Raw genomic sequence first — 19,835 nt, 5'->3', positions numbered from 1 at the left:
CCGGCTATGGCATGGGACGCGGGATGAGCAAGCGGGTCCGCGCCTCCGAAGCCGAACCGGCACGATCCAACCGTTCGCGCCAGGTTTCCGAACTGCTGCCCGCCGTCGGCGGCGCGGCGTTCCGTCGCTTCGGCTTCGTCCAGTCGTCGATCGTCACGCGGTGGCCGGAAATCGTCGGCGAGAAGCTGGCCGCGGCAAGCGCCCCCGAATCGATCAAATTCCCCGTCGGCAAGAAGCAGGACGGCACACTGACGCTGGTGGCGCGCAGCGCCCATGCGGTGATGATCCAGCACGTGACCCCCGAAATCATGGAGCGGGTGAACCTATTCTTCGGCTATCCCGCCGTTGCCAAGGTCGCGATCCGCCAGGGCGACGTGGCCGCCCGGCCGAAGCCGCGCGCGGTGCCCGAACCGCGGCCGGTGCCGGCGGAACTGGGCAACAGCCTGAAGACGATCGAAGATCCTGAATTGAAGGCCGTACTGGAGGCGCTTGCCGCCGGGATCGGCGCCACTAGTGGATTGCCCAGCATCAGATGAAGAAGCTTGCCCTGCTCGCCGCCATCGCCGTCACCGCGCCCCTTTCCGCCGCCACCCAGCGCCCTTGGGCCAATGTGGCCACCCCGGCGCCGCAGGGAAGCTATGTGATCGGCAATCCCGCCGCGAAGGTGAAGCTGATCGAATATGTCAGCTACACCTGCCCGCATTGCGGCCATTTCACCCGCGGTTCGGCCAAGGTGCTGAAGGGGCAGATGATCGCATCCGGCTCCACCAGCGTGGAGATCCGCAGTTCGGTGCATGATCGCTACGATCTGGTCGCCGCGACGCTGGCGCGCTGTTCGGGCCCCCGGCTGTTCCCCAAGATGCACGAGATGCTGTTCGACCGGCAGGAGGAATGGCTGAACAAGGCGGTCTCCTTCGATCCGGTCGGCGGGCAGAATCCGACCGGCAACACGCAGGGCGAAAAGATGCGCACCCTGGCCAAGGGCGCCGGGCTGATCGACATCGCCAAGGCGGCCGGGATGACCGATCCTGCGATCAACGCCTGTTTCAGCAACGAGGCGAACGTCAACGCCACGCTGAAGGTGGCGCAGGCGATGCAGGGCAAGATCAAGGGCACGCCGACCTTTGAACTGAACGGCAAGCTGATCGAGAACGCCGATTGGGCGGCGCTCGAACCGATGCTGCGCAAAGCGGGCGCCAAGTGACGCCCGACACCCGAACCATCTGTTCAACGGAGTAAAAGCATGAACCTGCGTCTTGCCGCCACCGCGCCGATCATGGGCGCCATGCTGGCGCTGCTCGCTGCCTGTGGCGACGGCAACACCACCAACACCGCAGCGCCCAATTCGATCGCCGCCGCGCCGGCGCCGGCCGGGCAGGACTGGACCCAGACGGTGTCGAAGACGGCGGACGGCGGCTATGTGATGGGCAATCCCAACGCGCCGCTGAAGCTGGTCGAATATGGTTCGCGTACCTGCCCGACCTGCGGCAATTTCGGCCGGACCGCGACTCGCCCGCTGGAAGACAATTACATCAAGAGCGGCAAGGTTTCGTACGAGTTCCGCGACTTCCTGGTCCATGCGCCGGACCTTGGCGTCGCGCTGCTCGGCCAGTGCGCCGGCCCGGCACCGTTCTTCGGCATGCTGGAGCAGATGTTCGTCGACCAGGACCAGTTCCTGTCCAAGCTGGAAAGCGTGCCGCAGGACTTCCAGCAGCGCCTGCAGAGCATGACGCCGGCGCAGCAGGCCGCGGCCTGGGTCGAGCATCTCGGCTATCTCGATTTCGTGAAGCAGCGCGGGCTGACCGAGGCGCAGGCGCGCCAGTGCCTGGCCGACACCAAGGGGATCGAGGATCTGGCCAAGGTTTCCGAAGTCGCGATGCGCGACAAGCAGGTCACCGGCACGCCGACCTTCTTCCTGAACGGCGAGAAGATCGACGGCGCGTCCTGGCCGCAGGTCGAGCAGGCGCTGAAGGCCGCCGGCGCTTAACCCATCATCGCTCCCGCTGCCGCCCGCGGGGCGGCGGCGGGATCAGATGCGCGCCCAGGCGTCGATCTCGTCCGCCCGGCGCTCCGTGACGATCAGGTCGCGTGCGCGGCCGTCCTCTACCGTCACCGACCCCGACCATTCGAAGGTCGCATTGCCGCTGAGCGTGACCATGCCGTCCGCCGAGGCGGAGGCGCGGACCAGCCCGCCGCGGTTGCGCACGGTGATCGGCTGGTCGAACGGCAGACGACCGGTGAGCCCCGCGACAAAGGTCGACGCGCCCATCGCGCTGCCGCAGGCGTTGGTGAGGCCGACGCCGCGTTCGAAGGTGCGAACGTAAACTTCCCGATCATTGCGCATGTGAACGAACGAGACGTTGGCGCGGTTGGGCAGCCAGTCGGGCGCGGCCTCGCAGATCGCGCCGATACGGACCAGCTCCGCCTCGTCCACCTCGTCGACGAAGGCGATGAGGTGCGGATTGGGGATGGCGACGGCGGTGAAGGCGAGCGTCGGCGACAGGCGCGTGATGGGGCGGTCGATGATCTGTTCCCCCTCGCCATGAAGCGGCCAATCCGCCACGGCGAGCGTCGCGGGGCCGGCGGTTTCGCGCACGGTATAGACGCCGGGCGCCAGATCGGCGTCGCGCGCGACCTCGGCCTCGCTGGTCTTCAGACGGACGGTCGCCGTATCCAGCCCAAGCGCTTCCAGCCCCGCACGCGCGACGCAGCGCAGGCCGTTGAGGCAGGTTTCGGGCTCCGACCCGTCAGCGTTGAAGATCCGCATGCCGAAGGCAGCCGCGCCGGCGCCGTCGGTCAGCAGGAGGATACCGTCGCCGCCGACCGGCCCCGCGCGATCGGCGAGCGCACGGGCGACATCCGCCCAGGCGGTGTCGGGGAGGTCCAGGCCACGCGCGTCGATCAACGCGAAATCGTTACCCGAGCCGTGGCATTTGATGATGTCGAAGCGCATGGCGGCGGCATATCGGCCGCCTGCTTCCGGTACGCAAGCAGCGGCGGGGGACACACCGCAGGTGCCGGGCGCTGCGACTATGGCAGCCGATAATGATCGGCGAGGCGATCGAGCGCCATGGTGAGCACCAGCCGGCCCGAGCGCGCCGGCCAGCCGAGCGCCTTTTCGGCGACCGGCAGCCCCTCGCCTGCGCACACCACCCGCCACAGCACGTCGGAGAGGCCGCGTCCGACGCCGGCCATCGCCGCATCGAACCGCCCGCGCGCGGCGAGATGCGCGCTGGTCGGATCGAGCCCCGTCCCTGCCCCGCCATCGACGCGCGCGGACCAGCGCATGGTGACCGATGGCGCGATCGCAGCCCGCTCATAATCAGTGCGCAACCGCTCCCCCGCCTCCACCTGCCGCGCATCGACGAGGCCGCGCGCGCTGAGCCAGGACAGCGGCGATTCGGCGACATTGACGGTGACGCTTCGCCCGCCGCGGCGCCGCGCCAACAGCCGCCCGTCCGGCGCGATCCCGCGCTCCTCCAGCATCCGCATCGGCAATGTTCTCCTTGTGTTCCGCACAAGCTCGTGCCACGGGGCGGCGCCTGTAGGACAGCGGAGACGATCGGCGCACGCGATACGCCGGGAACGGCGTCAGGCGTGGCGGCGCAGCCGCAGCCAGGAACCCAGCGCCCACCAGGCGAGCGCCCACAGCGCGCCCGCGCCCCATCCGGCCAGCACGTCGCTGGGCCAGTGCACCCCCAGATAGACGCGGCTGAACCCGATCAGGCCGACGAGCAGGATCGCGGCGCCAAAGATGTACCAGCGCGCGGCCGGGCGCGAGACGATCTGCATCACCATCAGCGCAATGGTGAAATAGACGATCGCGCTGTTCCCGGCATGGCCGCTGGGGAAGCTGGCGGAGGCGACCTCCACCAGATGATCGACCAGCGCCGGCCGGTCGCGCCCGACCACTGCCTTACCGAGCGAGATGGCGAGCGAGCCCGAGATGGTGCCGCCCAGGACGAGCGCGGCGGTGAGGAAATGGCGGCAGGCGAGGAGCAAGCCGATGGTGAGCGCTACAAGCAACGTCAGCACCGTGCCGCCGCCCAGCGCCGTGATGTCGATCATCGACCCCTGCAGCCACGACGGGCCGATCGGAATTGACTGGTCGCCCGCGGTACGCAGCGCGAGCATGATCGCATGGTCGAAATCGAACTGCGTGCCGCGCGCGATCGTCCCGCCGAGCAGCGCGACGATCAGCACCGCCCCCGCCAGCGCCGCAAGCGCGATAAAGGCATAGGGTGGATGGGTGATCCCCTGCGGCGCGGTCTGATCCGGCGTGGCGGGCGTGTCGGCAAGATGCGCGAGCGGGGATTCGGGAGCCATGCCGGGGGGTGTAGCAGGGAAAGGCGGGTGCGCAGTCCCCTTGTTAGGGGGGCGGGCGGCGGCGGGTCGTTGAGCCTTGGGCGGCGTGTTGCTATATTGGTATAGCAGGAGGCTCAGATGCTGGCAGTACGATTGCCCGACGAAACTGAACGGCGGCTCGAAGCGCTGGCGCGGCGGACTGGCCGAACCAAGACCTTCTATGCGCGCGAGGCGATCGAGGCGCACCTGGATGACCTCGAGGATTTCTACCTCGCCGAGGAGCGGATGAAGGATTTCCGTTCTGCCGACGCGATTCCGCTCGCTGCGCTGAAGGCCGAGCTTGGCCTGGACGATTGAGTTCGTTCCGGCCGCGGCAAAGGAACTCAAGGCGCTCGACCGGCAGGCCGCCCGGCGGATTGTCAAAACGCTGGAAGAGCGGATCGCGGCCGCCGACGATCCCCGCACGATCGGCAGCGCATTGGTTGGGGAGCACGCGGGCTATTGGCGGTGGCGGGTCGGTGACTATCGCGTGATCGCGCAGATCGAGGATGAGCGGGTGACGATCCTCGTCGTGCGGGTGGCGCATCGCCGGGAGGTTTATCGGTGAGGCAAGTGACCCCGCCTGCGACGGTCGAGCCATTCTGCGAGATTTGATGTATCTGCTGAAACGGCGACGATCGGCGGGGGCTGGGACGCGTCAATGTGCTGATCAAGGAATGCCAGCGTGACGTGTTTCGCGGCACCGGGAAGCCCGAGCCGCTCGGCGGGAACCTGACCGGCTGGTGGTCCCGCCGGATCAATCGCGAACATCGGCTGGTGTACCGGGTGAGCGGCAGTGGCGACGCGCAGACGCTGGAGATCGCGCAGTGCCGGTATCATTATTGAGGATGGCGCGGGGCCGCGGCGCGGGCAGCGGCCCTTCTGCACCTCCGATCGGCAGACAGCTGGCGTCTTATTCGACGTAGATGCCGGCGACCTTCCAGGTCCCGCCTTCGCGATTGAGCGCAACCGTTTCGATGGCGCCTTTCCTGTTGGCGAAATCGGTGCGGAACTGGACGGTGCGATTGCCATTGGGCGGCGCGGGCGTGTCGATATCGCTGATCAAGGTGCGGGACACGACCTTGCCGAGCGGCAGGCGCACCTTCTGCGCGGCGGATTGCCAGTTTTCGAGTGTGTTGGCGGTGCGGAAGGACTGGGCGGTGGCGGCATAGCTGTCCCGCCAGTTGGCAGCGTCACCAAGCTCCAGCCATTCCCGTGCGGCCTTCGCGCCCTCGCTTTCGGTCAGGGGCACGGTGGCGGCTGACGGGGATTGGTCGGCGGGCTGGGTGATGGGACTGGTCAAGGCCAGCAGGGCAGCGGCGATGGTGATCATGGCAACTCCTCCGATCGCCCAGCCAGTCGCTCGCGACGATCGCGGCGTTGGTGGGGATAGAGGCTCATGGTGTTGATCGTGGCCGGGCTGCGCACCCCGTAATCCGGTGTCCCCGAGGATTTCGGGGGTCGTGCCTTCCGCCTCGCGGAGCAGCCGTGCGGCTTCCTTGCTGCTGGAGACGGCGAGCTTTCGGCGTGCGTCGCGCAACCGCTCGTTGATCGTATGGACCGACAGATCGAAGTGCCGCGCCATCGACTTGGCGTCGTGCCCGACGAGGAGCAGGCGAAGCGTCTCCTTCTCCTTTTCCGTCAGCGCCTCAACTCCGGGAGCCATCAAACCTCACGCTGTCCCACCTGATCCTGACACTGAGGCTAGCGGAGCGACCGGCAAGCGTGACCCCCAAAACGATTGTACCCGCGGCTGGTGGGCCGCGGGTGCGGGAGAAACAATCGCGCGTGCGGCGTCAGTCGTGTTCGCGGTCACCGGCGCCCATGTAGAGCTCGCGGCCGGTTTCCTCGTAGACGCCGCTCATCTTGACCATGCCGGCTTCCGCCTCTTCGGTGGCGATGAAGCCTTCGCTGCCCTGGTTCTGCAGCCGGGCGAAATCGCGCACTTCCTGCGTGATCTTCATCGAGCAGAACTTGGGCCCGCACATCGAGCAGAAATGCGCGGTCTTGGCGCCTTCGGCCGGCAGCGTCTGATCGTGATACTTTTCCGCGGTGTCGGGATCGAGGCTCAAGTTGAACTGATCGCGCCAGCGGAATTCGAAGCGCGCGCGCGACAGGGCATCGTCGCGCATCTTGGCCGCGGGATGCCCCTTGGCGAGATCGGCGGCGTGGGCGGCGAGCTTGTAGGTGACGACGCCGACCTTCACGTCGTCGCGATCCGGCAGGCCGAGATGCTCCTTGGGCGTGACGTAGCAGAGCATCGCCGTGCCGTACCAACCGATCATCGCCGCGCCGATGCCGCTGGTGATATGGTCGTAGCCCGGCGCGATGTCGGTGGTGAGCGGCCCGAGCGTGTAGAAGGGTGCCTCACCGCACGCCTCCAGCTGCTTGTCCATATTCTCCTTGATCTTGTGCATCGGCACGTGGCCGGGCCCCTCGATCATCACCTGAACGTCCTGCGCCCAGGCGCGCTTGGTCAGTTCGCCCAGCGTGTAGAGTTCGGCGAACTGCGCCTCGTCATTGGCGTCGGCGATCGAGCCGGGGCGCAGGCCATCGCCCAGCGAATAGGCGATGTCATAGGCCTTCATGATCTCGGTGATCTCGTCGAAGCGCTCGTAGAGGAAGCTCTCCTTGTGGTGCGCGAGGCACCATTTCGCCATGATCGAGCCGCCGCGGCTGACGATGCCGGTGACGCGCTTGGCGGTGAGCGGCACGTAGGGCAGGCGGACGCCGGCGTGGATGGTGAAATAGTCGACCCCCTGCTCGGCCTGCTCGATCAGCGTGTCGCGGAAGATCTCCCATGTCAGATCCTCGGCGATGCCGCCGACCTTCTCCAGCGCCTGGTAGATCGGCACGGTGCCGATCGGCACGGGCGAGTTGCGGATGATCCATTCGCGCGTGTCGTGGATGTTGCGCCCAGTGCTGAGGTCCATCACCGTGTCCGCGCCCCAGCGGATCGCCCAGACGAGCTTGTCGACCTCGGTCGCCACGTTGCTGGCGACGGCGCTGTTGCCGATGTTGGCGTTGATCTTGACCAGGAAGTTGCGGCCGATCGCCATCGGCTCGGATTCGGGATGGTTGATGTTGTTGGGAATGATCGCGCGGCCGCGGGCGACCTCGTCACGGACGAACTCGGGCGTCACGTAATCGGGGATCGCGGCGCCGAAGCTCTCGCCGTCGCGGTGGTACTCACGCAGCATCTCGCGGCCGAGATTCTCGCGGGTGGCGACATATTCCATCTCGGGCGTGATGATGCCGCGGCGGGCGTAGTGCATCTGGCTGACGTTCTGGCCGGGCTTTGCGCGCAGCGGGCGCTTCACGACGTTGGGGAAGGGCTGGACCCCGCCCGAGCGGTCGGGCCCGAGCTGGCCGTTATCCTCCGGGCGGATCTCGCGCGCCTCATAGGCCTCGACGTCGCCGCGGGCCATGATCCACTCGCGGCGCAGCGGCGCGAGGCCGGCGTTGATGTCGATGCGGACGGTCGGGTCGGTGTAGGGGCCCGACGTGTCATAGACGTTGAGCGGGGGTTCCCCGCAGCCCGGCTCCAGATCGATCGCGCGCATCGCGACCTGCACCTTCGGGTTTCCGGGGACCGCAACGTGGATCTTGCGGCTGCCGCGGATCGGGCCGGTGGTGACGCCGATGGCGCCGCGTGCTGCTTCGATGGGGGAATCTACGTCGGCCATGTCTCACTCTCCAATAGCCGAAGAGCGAAAGACGGATTGCCGGTGGTGGCGCGCCGCTCCCTCCCTCCGCCGGTGTCAACCGGATCAGGTTCAGCGGGTCGGGGGCTCGTGCCCCCCTCTCAACCGCCGTCAGCGGTCCCCCGGGGATATGGCCGTTCTACGCGCCTGCGCCGGCGCGGTAAAGCCGGGCGCGATCGGTGCCGCGCCCGGGAGCAGGTCAATTGGCCGCGCTGGTCTTCACGTCGCCGTTCAGCCCGGCGGGGAAGAAGCCGCCCGACGAGACCGCGGCCTTGTTGAGGTAGAGCACGTTCAGCACCTGCGGCGCCGAGCGGCTGAAGGTGATGCCGTTGCCGTCCGCCGGCGTGATGTTCGCCGCGCCGTTCGCGCCGACCACGCCCTGGTCGAGATCGGCCCCGCCATCGAGCGAGTCGCGATAGTTGCTGAGCGTCACGGTCTGTGCGCGGATCGCGGGCCGTTCGTAGATCGCGGTGCGGATGAAGCCGGCATGATAGGCCTGCGCGCCGGCGATTCCCGTGAACGCCTCACGCGTGGCGTTGAGGTTGGCGAGCGCGACCAGCCCCTTGTAGGCGGTGACGATCACGTCCTGCAGGAAGAAGGCGCCGAGGAGGAAATTGTCCTCATTGGCATAAGGGTTGAACAGCTCCCCTGCGCCGACCGTGGTGGCATTGCGCGCCGCGGTGGTGAAGGCGCCGTCGGCAGCGCCGGAAATGTTGATCGCCGGCTGAGCAACCCCCTCCGCCGCGATCAGGGTGCGCAGCGCCACGACGCGGGCGCGGGCATCCTGGGCGATCTCGCGCGCGCAGGCGGCGATCACGGCATCGGTGAAGGGCACGGTCGACCCGCCGGTGACGGCGCCCGGCGTGCCGGTGCCGGTCAGCAGCGCCGCATCAAGGCCCGCCCCGGTGGTCGCATAGGAGAAATATTGCGCCTGGAGATATTCGAGCTGCAGCGCGAAGTTTAGCGCGGCGCGATCGGCGTTGCTGGTCGGGGTCGGCGTCGGGCTGGGCGACGGATTGGGCGCGGGGCCGTTGTCGTCGTCGTCATCGCCGCCGCAGGCCGACAGCAGCGCAAGCCCGCCTGCGGCGATCGACGCGCCCCCGGCAAGCTGGAGGAAACGGCGGCGTTCGGCGCGGCGCGCGGCGGCAGCGTCGAACAGCGGGGGAATGGTGTCCTGATCGGTCATGGCGATGGGATCCTGGAATCGAATACAGACGGGCGCGGCGCGCGCGGCCTCAGCCAGCGGTCGGCGAGGCCGAGGGCGTCGGGGTCGGAGTCGGGGTCGGCGCGGCCGTCGTCTTGATCGTGCCGTTCAGCCCGGCCGGGAAGAACCCGCCGGTGGAGATCGACGTGGCGGCGTTGAGATACAGGATGTTGAGCACCTGCGACGGGGTGCGCACAAACACCTGCCCCTTGCCGTTGAGCGGCGCCACATTGGCAACCGTCGCGCCGGAGGCGTTGGTGGTCGGGCGGACTCCCTGGTCGAAATCGCTGGTCGTGCCGTCCAGCGTGTCGCGATAATTGGAGATCGCCTCCGTCGCGTCGATCAGCGACGGCAGCGTCAGCCCGCGACGATAAAGGGCGAGGCGCACGGTGGCGGCATGTTCCGCCTCCACCTGCAGGATGCCGGCCACTGCCTCCGCCGTGGTCGGGGTGCCGAGGAAGCCGAGCACGCCGGCATAAGCGGTGACGCTGACGTCCTTCAGCATGTAGAGGCCGAGCAGGAAATCATTGTCGGTGCCATAGGGATCGAAGCCTGCCCCGGCGCCGACGAGGCCGGCCGCGCGCGCGAGCGTGCTGAACGCGCTGGTCGCCCCGGTGCCAAGGTCGATCGCCGGCTGCGCGACGGCATAGACCGTGCTGGCCTGCGCGCGCAGGAATTTCACATGCGCCAGCGCATCGGCGGCCATTTCCTGCGCGATGGAGCCGAGCGCGGGATCGGCAAAGGTCTTCTGCCGGCCGCCGTTCGCGGCGCCCGCCGTGCCGGTGCCCGAGGTATCGGCCGCCACCAGCGTCTTGCCGGTGGTGGCGACGGAGAGGAAATTGGCCTGCAGATATTCGAGGTTCAGCGCAAAGTTGACCGGATCGACCTCTCCCAGCGACTGGGCGCTCGCCTTGGTGCCGAGCGCCAGCGCGCCCGCCCCGACCGCGGCGGCGCCGGCCACGGCAGTGAAGAAACCGCGGCGGTGCACCCCCGCAGCGCCGGACGCCTGCGGCGCCTCAATCAACGGATCGGTCTGCGACATCGCGGCTTCCTTCTTCCTGTGCGCGCGCACCGGCAGGCGCGTCACCGCCGGTGCGTAACTTCGTTCGCTGTCGGGTTCCTGAACGGATCGACAGCTTATCCTGTATCGCTAGCGGGAAACGCGGCGGAGGGGAATGACTTACGCATCGACCGGGCGCGTCCGCGCGCCCGCTACGGCTGGCCAGATGGCGCGATCAGGCGTCGGCCCAGCGGCGCAGCAGGTTGTGATAGACGCCGGTCAGCTGAATCACCGCCGGGTCCCCCTGCCCCCGGTCGGCCCCGATCGTCTGCACCGCGCGGTCGAGATCGAACAGGATCCGCCGGTCGCCATCGTCGCGCACCATGGATTGCAGCCAGAAGAAGGACGCGACCCGCGTGCCGCGCGTGACCGGCGTCACGTGATGGAGGCTGGACGAGGGATAGACCACCGCATGGCCGGCGGGCAGCTTCACCCGCTGCACCCCGAACAGATCCTCGATCACCAGCTCGCCGCCGTCATAGTCGGCCGGATCCGCCAGGAAGAGGGTGCAGGAAATGTCGGCGCGGATGCGGAAATCGGTGCCGCGCTGAATACGAATCGCATTGTCGACATGCGTGCCGAACGTCTGGCCGATGCCGTAGCGGTTGAACAGCGGCGGAAATACTTTCAGCGGCAGCGTCGCAGCGAAGAACAAGGGCGAGCGGCCGAGCGCGTCGAGCACCATCTGCCCGGCCTCGCGCGCCGCCGCGCTGTCCTCCGGCAATTGCTCGTTGCGCTTGGCCAGCGCCGACTGATGGCCTGACGTCACATTGCCATCGACCCATTGCGCGGCGTCGATGATGCCGCGCAGCCGCGCGACCGCGGCGGCATCGAGCAGGTCGGGGATCGCGATCAGCATGGCGTGGCGTTCATCCTTGGCGGTCGGCGGGCGGAGGAAGGACGCGCCCTCCCCCCGCCCGCGCGATCAATAGCGGTAGGCGACGGTCAGCACCGCCGAGCGCGCGTCGCCCGGCGTCGCCCAGCCATTGTTGCGGATCCGCGTGAAATACAGTTCGTCACCAATGTTCTTCACGTTCAGCTGCGCGGTCAGCCTGGGCGAGATGTCATAGGCCAGATAGCCGTTGTGCACCCAATAATCGTCCGAGCGATAGATCGTCGGCGCGGTCGCGGTCGGCAGGTTGAACGCGAACGTCCCCTGATAGGTGACGCCATAGCCGATCGTCAGCCCGAACGGCAGGCGATAGGTGGTGAACAGGCTGCCCGAATGATCGGGCGTGTTCTGCAGCGGCGCACCGCGCGCAGGGTCGGGATTGGCGGGCGTGTTGCCACATGCCGCGCCGGGATTGGCAAGGCAGTAATCGGACACCGACTGGAGCAGCTTGGGCTTCAGATAGGTGTAATTGGCGGTGATATCCCAGGCGGGCGTGATCTTGCCGGTCGCACCGAGCGCGATACCATCGACGCGTGAGCGGCCGTCCAGCGCCTGATCGGGTACGGTCGGATCGTTGGAGGCGACACGATATTTGTCGCGTTCGTTGCGGAACGCCGCCGCGGTCAGCAGCAGCCGGCCGCCGAACAGCTCCGCCTTGGCGCCGATCTCGTAATTCTTGGCGGTTTCGGGATCGACGTTGCAGGTCGCGATGGTGCAGGCGCCGTTCACGGCGTTCTGCGACGGCGTCATCGCATTGCCATAAGCGGCGTAAAGGCTGACCGCCTCGACCGGCTTGTACACCAGCCCGACGCGATAGGAGAACAAGGTCGCATTGTTGGTGAGGCGCGGGCCGGGGATGATCGGCCCTTGCGGTGTCGTCGCCGTTGCGCCGGTGTTCGCGGCCAGCGCGTCGGTCCGGTAATTGCCGCGATTGTCCTCCAGCCGCAGCCCGCCGTTCAGCTCGACCTTGCCGAGCTTCATCGTGTCGAAGAGGTAGACCGCCCAGTTGCTGAGCTCACCCCGCTGGCGGCCCGATTCCAGCCGATTGATCGGACCGGTATAGACGTTGCTGCCGTATACGCGGCCGGCGGGACCGGGCACCACGACATTGGGATTGGTGTAGTTGATCAGCGGAAAGGAGGCATAGGCCGCGGTGCCGTTCGGATTGCGGTACACGTTGCCGGTCGACAGCGTGAACTCCTCCCAGCTGTACGATCCGCCGAGCACCAGCGTATGTTCGATCGCGCCGGTGCTGACCGTCGCGCGCAGATCGAGCTGGTCATACATCAACAGGTTGGTGACATCGCGGTAATTGCCGCGCGGGCCGCCGATCAGATAATAGCCGACGGGTGTCGTCGTCGGGCAGGCCGCGCCGGTCGGCTGGACGTTGCCCGGCAGGCAATAGGTGCCCTGCGGCGGGCCGACGATCGAGAGCTGCTGCACATTCTGCCACCGCGCGAGGTTGCGCAGCGAGACCCGGTCGCTGAATTCATGTTCGAAGATCAGCGTCGCACGGTCGATCGTGATGTCCTGCGTATCGACGTTGCGATAGCCGAAATAGTCGCTGCGATCGACGCCGGGCAATGGCCCGTTGTTGAAGGCGTTCTTGTAATAAGGAACGCCATATTGCGGGATATTGTCGTCTTCCTCGTGGAAGTAATGCACCGTCAGCCGCGTCGGCCCGCCCAGGCCGAGCGTGGCGGACGGCGCGATGCCCCAGCGCTTGTTGTATTCGACATCGCGGCCCGGCACGTCATTGCGATGTGCCATGGCGTTCAACCGCAACGCCAGCGTGTCGGTGGCGCGCACGTTCGCGTCGATCGTGGTGCGGTAATAATCGTCGGTGCCGATCCCGCCATCGACGCGGATCGCGGTCTCCGCCTGCGGCAGCTTCGTGACGAGGTTGATCGAGCCGCCGACCGAACCGGCACCCGAATAGACCGAATTGGCACCGTTCACGACCTCCACCTGTTCGATCACGAACGGGTCGCCGCGCGTATATTGCCCGCTGTCGCGCACGTTATCGACGGTGATGTCGCTCGACGCCGAATAGCCGCGCAGCGTGATCTGGTCGGACGGCGCCACGCCGCCTTCCGCCGCGCCAAAGGTGATCCCCGGCACCGTCGACAGCACGTCGCGCAGGGTGAGCAGGTTCTGCTCCTCGATCGTCTTGTTGGTGAGGATGGTGACGGTCTGCGGCGTGTCGCGCACCGGGCGCGTCGCCTTGGCGCTGGCCTGTTCGGAGGTCACCTGCTGCCCGGTGACGATGATGTCGTCGCGGCGGCGATCCTCGGTCGTCACCTGCTGCGGTGCGGGCGTGCCTGCGCCCGGTGCCGCCGTGCCCGCTGCCGCCTGCGCCGGCGCGCTGGCAATGAAGCCGACCGCTGCCAGTGCGAGGAATGACGGCGCCCCCGCCGAACCCACCCGTTCCATCATCTCTCATGCCCCCTGAACTGTATCAAATTGTGTCCGGGCAGCTATTGAGAGTCGTTCGCACTGTCAACGATAATGCGAGTGATTATTACTTATTGTCTGCTTCCGACAGGATCCAGCTACGCAGCGCGCTGGCGAGGTTGGGGGGATCGTCGGCCGCGATGCGCAATGCATCGACCTGCGCCACGAGTGCCGACAGGGGCAACGCGCGGCGGACGGCGGCGCGCTCCAGCGCCTGCCAGAACATCGGTTCCAGGCTTATCGACGTGGCATGGCCGGCGATGGTGATCGATCGCTTGACCGGGCCCGCAAAGCCGCCCGCGGGCGCGCTAATATTGGTCATGGCTGGATTGCATCGTGCGCGGGCAGGTGCTCGGGGCGGAGGGGCATCGCACGACCGTACAGCGAGGCGGTGGCGCAGCCTAGCCGCGCCACCGCCGGGAACGCCGCGCTATTCGAGGTCCGCTTCGCTGACGACGATCGGGTTGGCGTCGGAATTGCGCGACAGCGCCGACAGCGCAGCGTCGCTCACCTGGTCGATGAAGCGATTGAGCATCTCCACCCCGTCGCCATCCGGCCGGTCGCCGCTCAGCGCCTCGAGCAGGTCATATTGCACGGCGAACTCGTAATCGTCGCCGTCGACCTCCGCGGTGAATTCCACCAGTTCGGCATCGATGTTGTCGAGAATGCTGTTGTTGTCGATTTCAATCTGGCCTTGCGCCATCCTAGTCCATCCTTCCGTGGGTCGATGTCCATGTCCGTTGCGGGCACGCGGTCAGGCCGGCAGCACCCGCACCAGATCGCCGATGCCATCCCCTTCGAACCTGTCCAGCGGCATTTCGGGGATCAGCCACACCGGACGCTCCAGCTTCAGCACCGCGTCGGCGCGCATTGCTGGGTCGAGATCCTGCCAGGCACGCACCGCCGTCTCGAGGCTGGTGACTTCGGGCACCGCCGCGTCGCCGCGCGGCACATTTTCCAGCGAGGCGCTCATCTTCCAGTCGATCGGCGGGGGTGTCGCCTCGCCCCAGGTTGCTTCGGCCATTCCAGTCTCCGGCTCGCTGCGGTTTCTTTCCAATTGCCTTATCGCCGGAGACGGCGGCACGGTTCCCGCGCGGTCGCACTGGAGATGGCAACGCGCATCGACTAGGGCGCGATCGAAACCGCCCGGCAGGCGTTGACGGCCAGGCGCGCAAGAGAGGATCGATCATGACGCGGCATCTTCCCTGGATTGCGCTGGCCATCGTCGGTGCCGTCAGCCTGGGCGTGGTCGCCACCGTCCGGGGCGAGCCGATCAACGCGCTGTGGATCGTCGCGGCAGCGATTTCCGTCTATCTCATCGCCTATCGTTATTATGCGCTGTTCATCGCGCGCGCAGTGGTCGGGATCGACCCGTCGCGCCCGACCCCGGCGGAGCGGCGCGCGGACGGGCTGGATTTCATCCCCACCGACCGGCGCGTCCTGTTCGGCCATCATTTCGCGGCCATCGCGGGCGCCGGGCCATTGGTCGGCCCGGTGCTGGCGGCGCAGATGGGCTATCTGCCCGGCACCTTGTGGATCCTCGCCGGCGTGGTGATTGCCGGGGCGGTGCAGGATTTCATGATCCTGTTCATCTCCATGCGGCGCGACGGCCGCTCGCTCGGCGAACTGGTGCGGATGGAGATGGGCGCGATTCCGGGCACGATCGCGCTGGTCGGCGCCTTCATGATCATGGTCATCATCCTTGCCGTGCTGGCATTGATCGTGGTGCGCGCGCTGGCCGAAAGTCCCTGGGGGCTGTTCACCGTGGTCGCCACCGTGCCGCTCGCGATGCTGATGGGCGCCTATACCCGCTGGATCCGCCCCGGCGCGATCGGCGAGGTATCGGTGATCGGCCTCCTTGGCCTCATCGCGGCGATTATCCTCGGCCAGTCGGTCGCGGAAAGCGCCGTCTGGGGCCCGATCTTCACGCTGACGCCGGTGCAATTGTGCTTCGGCCTCATCGCTTATGGCGCCATCGCCTCGTTGCTGCCGGTGTGGCTGCTGCTCGCGCCGCGCGACTACCTGTCGACCTTTTTGAAAATCGGCGCGATCGCCGCGCTGGCGATCGGCATCGTCGTGCTCGCCCCGCCGCTGCGCATGCCGGCGCTGACCGAGTTCGCCTTCTCCGGGACCGGCCCGGTCTGGGCCGGGCCGCTGTTCCCGTTCCTGTTCATCACCATCGCCTGCGGGGCCGTCTCCGGCTTCCACGCGCTGATTTCCAGCGGCACCACGCCCAAGCTGATCGCCAATGAGCGTGACGCGCCCTTCATCGGCTATGGCGCGATGCTGATGGAAAGCGCGGTCGCGATCATGGCGCTGATCGCCGCGTCGATCCTTGATCCCGGCATCTATTTCGCGATGAACGCGCCGACCGCGATCACTGGCGGCGACCCCGTCACCGCAGCCGCCGCGGTAACGGCGATGGGCTTCCCCGTGTCGGCGGAGACGCTGGCGAACACCGCACGCGAAGTCGGAGAGACGACGATCGTCAGCCGCGCGGGCGGCGCGCCGACGCTGGCGGTCGCGATGGCGGAAATCTTCAGCGCGATCCTCGGCGGGCCGGGCATGAAGGCCTTCTGGTACCATTTCGCCATCCTGTTCGAGGCGCTGTTCATCCTGACCGCGGTCGATGCGGGGACGCGCGCCGGCCGCTTCATGCTTCAGGACCTGCTCGGCCTCGCCGCGCCGCGCTTCAAGGAAACCTCCAGCTTCCTGCCCGGGCTTATCGCCACCCTGCTGTGCGTCGGTGCCTGGGGCTTCTTCCTCTATCAGGGGGTCACCGACCCGCTGGGCGGGGTGAACACGCTGTGGCCGCTGTTCGGTATCTCCAACCAGATGCTGGCGGCCGTTGCGCTGATGCTGGCGACGGTGGTGCTGTTCCGTATGAAGCGCGATCGCTTCGCCTGGGTGACGATCGTTCCCGCCGGATGGCTGGTGCTGTGCACCGGCACGGCGGGGCTGATGAAGCTGTTCCACCCCGATCCCAAGATCGGCTTCCTCGCGCACGCTCAGGTCTTTTCGGACGCGATCGCGCGCGGCGAGGTGCTGAAGCCGGCGGCGTCGATGGCGGAGATGGGGCGGATCGTGTTCAACGACCGGATCGACGCGGCATTGTGCGCGCTGTTCCTCGTCGTGGTGGCGGCGATCCTGTTCTACACCGTGCGCACCTGCGCGGCGGCGCGGCGCATCGCCTCCCCAAGCGTGAGCGAAATCCCGCCCGCGCTGGAGATCGCACGATGAGCTTCCTCGGGCGCGTAGCCGAGACCGCACGGCTGATGGTCGGCCTACCCGACTATGACACCTATTGCCGGCACATGGCCGATCGCCACCCGGAGCGCAAACCGATGACCCACGCGGAATTCTTCCGCGACCGGCAGCAGGCGCGGTACGGCAGCGGCGGCGGGCGCTGCTGCTGACCCGCCCGCCCGAACAGAACGTCTAGCTGAGGTTCGGCCGCAGCCAGCGTTCGACCTCATCCTTCGGCCGGCCACGACGCGCGGCATAATCGGCCACCTGGTCCTGCCCGATCTGCGCCACGCCAAAGTAAGCTGCGTCGGGATGGCCGAAGTAGAAGCCGGAGACTGCCGCGGTCGGCAGCATCGCCATGCTTTCGGTCAGCGTGATTCCCGCGACATCGCCCGACCCGTCAGCCAGCATTGCGAACAATTCCGGCTTCAGCGTGTGATCGGGGCAGGCGGGATAGCCCGGCGCCGGGCGGATGCCGCGATATTGCTCACGGATCAGCGCCTCGTTGGTCAGCTGCTCGTCGGGCGCATAACCCCATAGGGTGGTGCGGACATGCTGGTGCAGCCGCTCAGCAAAGGCCTCGGCAAAACGGTCGGCCAGCGCCTTCAGCAGGATGTCGTTGTAATCGTCGGTATCGGCCTTGAACCGCGCCAGATGCGGATCGATGCCGTGGATGGCGACCGCGAAGCCGCCCATCCAGTCGCCATGCGTATCGATGAAATCGGCGAGGCACATGTTGGCGCGCCCTTCCCGCTTCGCGACCTGCTGGCGAAGGAAGCACAGCCGGCGGCTGTCCTCGTTGCTGCGATTGAGGTCAGGCACGCGGATATATTCGGGCACGCTGCCGCCATCGGGGGTGCGATGGTCGTCCGAATGGCGATGCTGTACGAACACGTCGTCACCATGGCGGTGGCACGGCCACAGGCCGACGACGCCGCGCGCGGTGAGCCACTTCTCCGCGATGATCGTGTCGAGCATCGCCTGCGCATCGGCGTAGAGCGAGCGCGCGCTCTCGCCGACGATGGCGTCATCCAGGATAGCGGGGAAATTGCCCGCCAGTTCCCACGAGCGGAAGAAGGGCGTCCAGTCGATCACCTCGCGCAGGTCGGCGAGATCCCAGTCGTCGAACCGGTGCACGCCGGGGTGGAGCGGTGCGGCAGGCTTCAGCGCCATGTCCGCCACGAACGCATTCTCGCGCGCCTTCTCCAGCGACACCAGGTTCGATCCGCTGGCGTTGGCGCGCTTGACGCGCACCTCGTCATATTCGGCCTTCGTCTTGGCGACGAACTCGGTCGATTGCGTGTCGGAGACCAATTGCGTGCACACGCCGACCGCACGGCTGGCGTCGAGCACATGGACCACCGCGCCCTTGTAGGCGGGGTCGATCTTCAGCGCGGTATGGACGCGGCTGGTCGTCGCGCCGCCGATCAGGAGCGGCATCGTCATGCCGGCGCGCTGCATTTCCTCCGCCACCGTCACCATCTCGTCGAGCGAGGGGGTGATGAGGCCGGACAGCCCGATCATGTCGGCATCATGCTCCACCGCCGCCTCGAGGATCCGGGTCCACGGCACCATCACGCCAAGGTCGACGATCTCGAAGCCGTTGCACTGGAGCACCACGCCGACGATGTTCTTGCCGATATCGTGGACGTCGCCCTTCACGGTCGCGAGCACAATCTTGCCCTTGCCCTTGGCCCCCGGCTCCTTCGACGCCTCGATATACGGCAACAGATGCGCCACCGCCTTCTTCATCACGCGGGCGGATTTCACCACCTGCGGCAGGAACATCTTGCCCGATCCGAACAGGTCGCCGACGACGTTCATGCCGTCCATCAGCGGGCCTTCGATCACCTCGATCGGCTTTGCCGCCTGCTGCCGCGCCTCCTCGGTATCCTCGACCACGAAGGCGTCGATGCCGCGCACCAGCGCATGCTCCAGCCGCTTGGCGACCGGCCAGCTGCGCCATTCCAGCGCGGCGCTATCGTCGGCGACGGCGCCCTTCTGCCCGCGGAACCGCTCTGCGATCGCGATCAGCCGCTCGGTCGGCGTCTCGTCCGCCGAGCGCGCCGGACGGTTAAGGATCACATCCTCGCACGCCTCGCGCAATTCGGGGTCGATCTGGTCATAGACGTCGAGCTGGCCGGCGTTGACGATCGCCATGTCGAGGCCCGCGGGTATCGCATGATAGAGGAACACCGAATGCATCGCGCGGCGCACCGGCTCGTTGCCGCGGAAACTGAACGACAGGTTGGAGAGCCCGCCCGAGAAATGGACGTGCGGGCAGCTCGCCTTGATCCGCTTCACCGCATTGATGAAATCGACGCCGTAATTGTTGTGCTCCTCGATCCCGGTCGCCACCGCGAACACATTGGGGTCGAAGATGATGTCCTCCGGCGGGAAGCCGATGCCGGTCAGCAGCTTGTAGGCGCGTTGGCAAATCTCGACCTTGCGGTCCTCGGTATCGGCCTGCCCCACCTCGTCGAACGCCATGACGACGACGGCGGCGCCATAGGCCATGCACTTCCTGGCCTCGGCGAGGAATTTCTCCTCGCCCTCCTTCATGCTGATCGAATTGACGATCGGCTTGCCCGACACGCATTTTAGGCCAGCCTCGATCACCTCCCATTTGGAGCTGTCGATCATCACCGGCACGCGCGCGATGTCCGGTTCGGCCGCGATCCGCTTCAGGAAGGTGGTCATCGCCTCGACCGCGTCGAGCAGGCCTTCGTCCATGTTGACGTCGATGATCTGGGCGCCGTTCTCGACCTGGTTGAGCGCGACGGTGACGGCGGCGTCATAGTCGCCGGCCATGATCAGCTTCTTGAACGCCGCCGATCCGGTGACGTTGGTCCGCTCACCGATGTTGACGAACTGGGTGGAGGAGGTGGGTTGGGAGGCCATGATATCCAGTATTTTCCGTGCGTGCCGGGC

The 19,835-nt window shown here is 67.1% G+C and carries 20 protein-coding genes, 1 pseudogene and 1 riboswitch; of the genes and pseudogenes, 8 read left to right on the top strand and 13 right to left on the bottom strand.

The genetic code is table 11. The annotated features are described in order from the left end of the window. The first annotated feature begins 23 nt into the window (after positions 1–23). The 3 genes from ACH0BU_RS10855 to ACH0BU_RS10845 are packed head-to-tail and all read left to right on the top strand — an operon-like array spanning position 24 to position 1,987. On the top strand, positions 24–536 hold the full coding sequence (locus tag ACH0BU_RS10855; protein ID WP_231621964.1) for a DUF721 domain-containing protein: 513 nt from the start codon (positions 24–26) through the stop codon (positions 534–536). Further along, on the top strand, positions 533–1,204 hold the full coding sequence (locus ACH0BU_RS10850) for a DsbA family protein (RefSeq protein ID WP_500264022.1): 672 nt from the start codon (positions 533–535) through the stop codon (positions 1,202–1,204). Before ACH0BU_RS10855 ends, ACH0BU_RS10850 begins: the two co-directional genes overlap by 4 nt. 39 nt (positions 1,205–1,243) lie before the next feature. Beyond that, the gene (locus ACH0BU_RS10845; RefSeq protein WP_046409825.1) at positions 1,244–1,987 is read left to right on the top strand and encodes a thioredoxin domain-containing protein; all 744 of its coding nucleotides are present in this window, start codon (positions 1,244–1,246) and stop codon (positions 1,985–1,987) included. A gap of 42 nt (positions 1,988–2,029) precedes the next feature. Here ACH0BU_RS10845 and dapF read toward each other — a convergent pair whose 3' ends face one another. The 3 genes from dapF to ACH0BU_RS10830 all read right to left on the bottom strand — a co-directional run bounded on the left by dapF (position 2,030) and on the right by ACH0BU_RS10830 (position 4,326). Continuing rightward, positions 2,030–2,953, bottom strand: a complete 924-nt coding sequence (dapF, locus tag ACH0BU_RS10840) for a diaminopimelate epimerase (RefSeq protein ID WP_296218628.1) — start codon at positions 2,951–2,953, stop codon at positions 2,030–2,032. A gap of 77 nt (positions 2,954–3,030) precedes the next feature. Then, a complete protein-coding gene (locus ACH0BU_RS10835) occupies positions 3,031–3,492 on the bottom strand; it encodes a DUF6456 domain-containing protein (protein WP_125945925.1) in 462 nt (153 codons plus the stop codon). 99 nt (positions 3,493–3,591) lie between these two features. Next, positions 3,592–4,326 carry a phosphatase PAP2 family protein gene (locus ACH0BU_RS10830; protein WP_296218627.1) on the bottom strand — a complete coding sequence of 245 codons (735 nt, stop codon included), beginning with the start codon at positions 4,324–4,326 and terminating at the stop codon, positions 3,592–3,594. A gap of 117 nt (positions 4,327–4,443) precedes the next feature. Here ACH0BU_RS10830 and relB point away from each other — a divergent pair, with 117 nt between their 5' ends. The 3 genes and pseudogenes from relB to ACH0BU_RS10815 form a co-directional block, all read left to right on the top strand. Beyond that, positions 4,444–4,662 (top strand): type II toxin-antitoxin system RelB family antitoxin, encoded by a 219-nt coding sequence (gene relB, locus ACH0BU_RS10825; protein ID WP_046409818.1) that lies wholly within the window; start codon positions 4,444–4,446, stop codon positions 4,660–4,662. Further along, positions 4,646–4,912, top strand: a complete 267-nt coding sequence (locus ACH0BU_RS10820; protein WP_046409817.1) for a type II toxin-antitoxin system RelE family toxin — start codon at positions 4,646–4,648, stop codon at positions 4,910–4,912. Before relB ends, ACH0BU_RS10820 begins: the two co-directional genes overlap by 17 nt. 77 nt (positions 4,913–4,989) lie before the next feature. Then, positions 4,990–5,190: pseudogene (locus tag ACH0BU_RS10815) on the top strand (Txe/YoeB family addiction module toxin); the annotation flags it as partial. Between the two features lie 67 nt (positions 5,191–5,257). Here ACH0BU_RS10815 and ACH0BU_RS10810 read toward each other — a convergent pair. The 9 genes from ACH0BU_RS10810 to ACH0BU_RS10770 all read right to left on the bottom strand — a co-directional run bounded on the left by ACH0BU_RS10810 (position 5,258) and on the right by ACH0BU_RS10770 (position 14,682). After that, positions 5,258–6,010 (bottom strand): DUF4019 domain-containing protein, encoded by a 753-nt coding sequence (locus tag ACH0BU_RS10810; RefSeq protein ID WP_145118049.1) that lies wholly within the window; start codon positions 6,008–6,010, stop codon positions 5,258–5,260. 130 nt (positions 6,011–6,140) lie between these two features. Next, on the bottom strand, positions 6,141–8,030 hold the full coding sequence (thiC, locus tag ACH0BU_RS10805) for a phosphomethylpyrimidine synthase ThiC (RefSeq protein WP_314471224.1): 1,890 nt from the start codon (positions 8,028–8,030) through the stop codon (positions 6,141–6,143). A 44-nt stretch (positions 8,031–8,074) separates the two neighbouring features. Beyond that, positions 8,075–8,183, bottom strand: a riboswitch (TPP riboswitch). A gap of 64 nt (positions 8,184–8,247) precedes the next feature. Continuing rightward, entirely contained in the window at positions 8,248–9,234 is a 987-nt protein-coding gene (locus tag ACH0BU_RS10800) for a ferritin-like domain-containing protein (RefSeq protein WP_500264021.1), read from the bottom strand. Between the two features lie 49 nt (positions 9,235–9,283). Continuing rightward, entirely contained in the window at positions 9,284–10,294 is a 1,011-nt protein-coding gene (locus tag ACH0BU_RS10795) for a ferritin-like domain-containing protein (protein WP_296218227.1), read from the bottom strand. Between the two features lie 193 nt (positions 10,295–10,487). Further along, the gene (locus ACH0BU_RS10790) at positions 10,488–11,171 is read right to left on the bottom strand and encodes a Fe2+-dependent dioxygenase (RefSeq protein WP_046409812.1); all 684 of its coding nucleotides are present in this window, start codon (positions 11,169–11,171) and stop codon (positions 10,488–10,490) included. Between the two features lie 66 nt (positions 11,172–11,237). Next, positions 11,238–13,637 carry a TonB-dependent receptor gene (locus ACH0BU_RS10785; RefSeq protein WP_296218225.1) on the bottom strand — a complete coding sequence of 800 codons (2,400 nt, stop codon included), beginning with the start codon at positions 13,635–13,637 and terminating at the stop codon, positions 11,238–11,240. A gap of 88 nt (positions 13,638–13,725) precedes the next feature. After that, entirely contained in the window at positions 13,726–13,980 is a 255-nt protein-coding gene (locus tag ACH0BU_RS10780; protein ID WP_296218222.1) for a ribbon-helix-helix domain-containing protein, read from the bottom strand. 108 nt (positions 13,981–14,088) lie between these two features. Then, positions 14,089–14,361, bottom strand: coding sequence for a hypothetical protein (locus ACH0BU_RS10775; RefSeq protein WP_046409810.1), 273 nt, complete (start codon positions 14,359–14,361; stop codon positions 14,089–14,091). Positions 14,362–14,412: 51 nt separating this feature from the next. Beyond that, on the bottom strand, positions 14,413–14,682 hold the full coding sequence (locus ACH0BU_RS10770) for a hypothetical protein (RefSeq protein WP_046409809.1): 270 nt from the start codon (positions 14,680–14,682) through the stop codon (positions 14,413–14,415). 164 nt (positions 14,683–14,846) lie between these two features. Here ACH0BU_RS10770 and ACH0BU_RS10765 point away from each other — a divergent pair, with 164 nt between their 5' ends. Both ACH0BU_RS10765 and ACH0BU_RS10760 read left to right on the top strand, forming a co-directional pair. Continuing rightward, on the top strand, positions 14,847–16,898 hold the full coding sequence (locus ACH0BU_RS10765) for a carbon starvation CstA family protein (protein WP_296218219.1): 2,052 nt from the start codon (positions 14,847–14,849) through the stop codon (positions 16,896–16,898). Then, positions 16,895–17,074, top strand: coding sequence for a YbdD/YjiX family protein (locus ACH0BU_RS10760; RefSeq protein ID WP_296218217.1), 180 nt, complete (start codon positions 16,895–16,897; stop codon positions 17,072–17,074). The genes ACH0BU_RS10765 and ACH0BU_RS10760 overlap by 4 nt, the downstream gene beginning before the upstream one ends. A 22-nt stretch (positions 17,075–17,096) precedes the next feature. Here ACH0BU_RS10760 and metH read toward each other — a convergent pair whose 3' ends face one another. Further along, complete coding sequence (gene metH / locus ACH0BU_RS10755; RefSeq protein WP_296218215.1) at positions 17,097–19,805, bottom strand: methionine synthase; 2,709 nt, start codon at positions 19,803–19,805, stop codon at positions 17,097–17,099. Positions 19,806–19,835: the final 30 nt, after the last annotated feature.

The organism is Sphingomonas olei (assembly GCF_045369765.1).
Taxonomy (GTDB): domain Bacteria; phylum Pseudomonadota; class Alphaproteobacteria; order Sphingomonadales; family Sphingomonadaceae; genus Sphingomonas; species Sphingomonas panaciterrae.
Note: the sequence above shows the minus strand (reverse complement) of the source record. Positions and strands in the feature narration are given on the sequence as shown.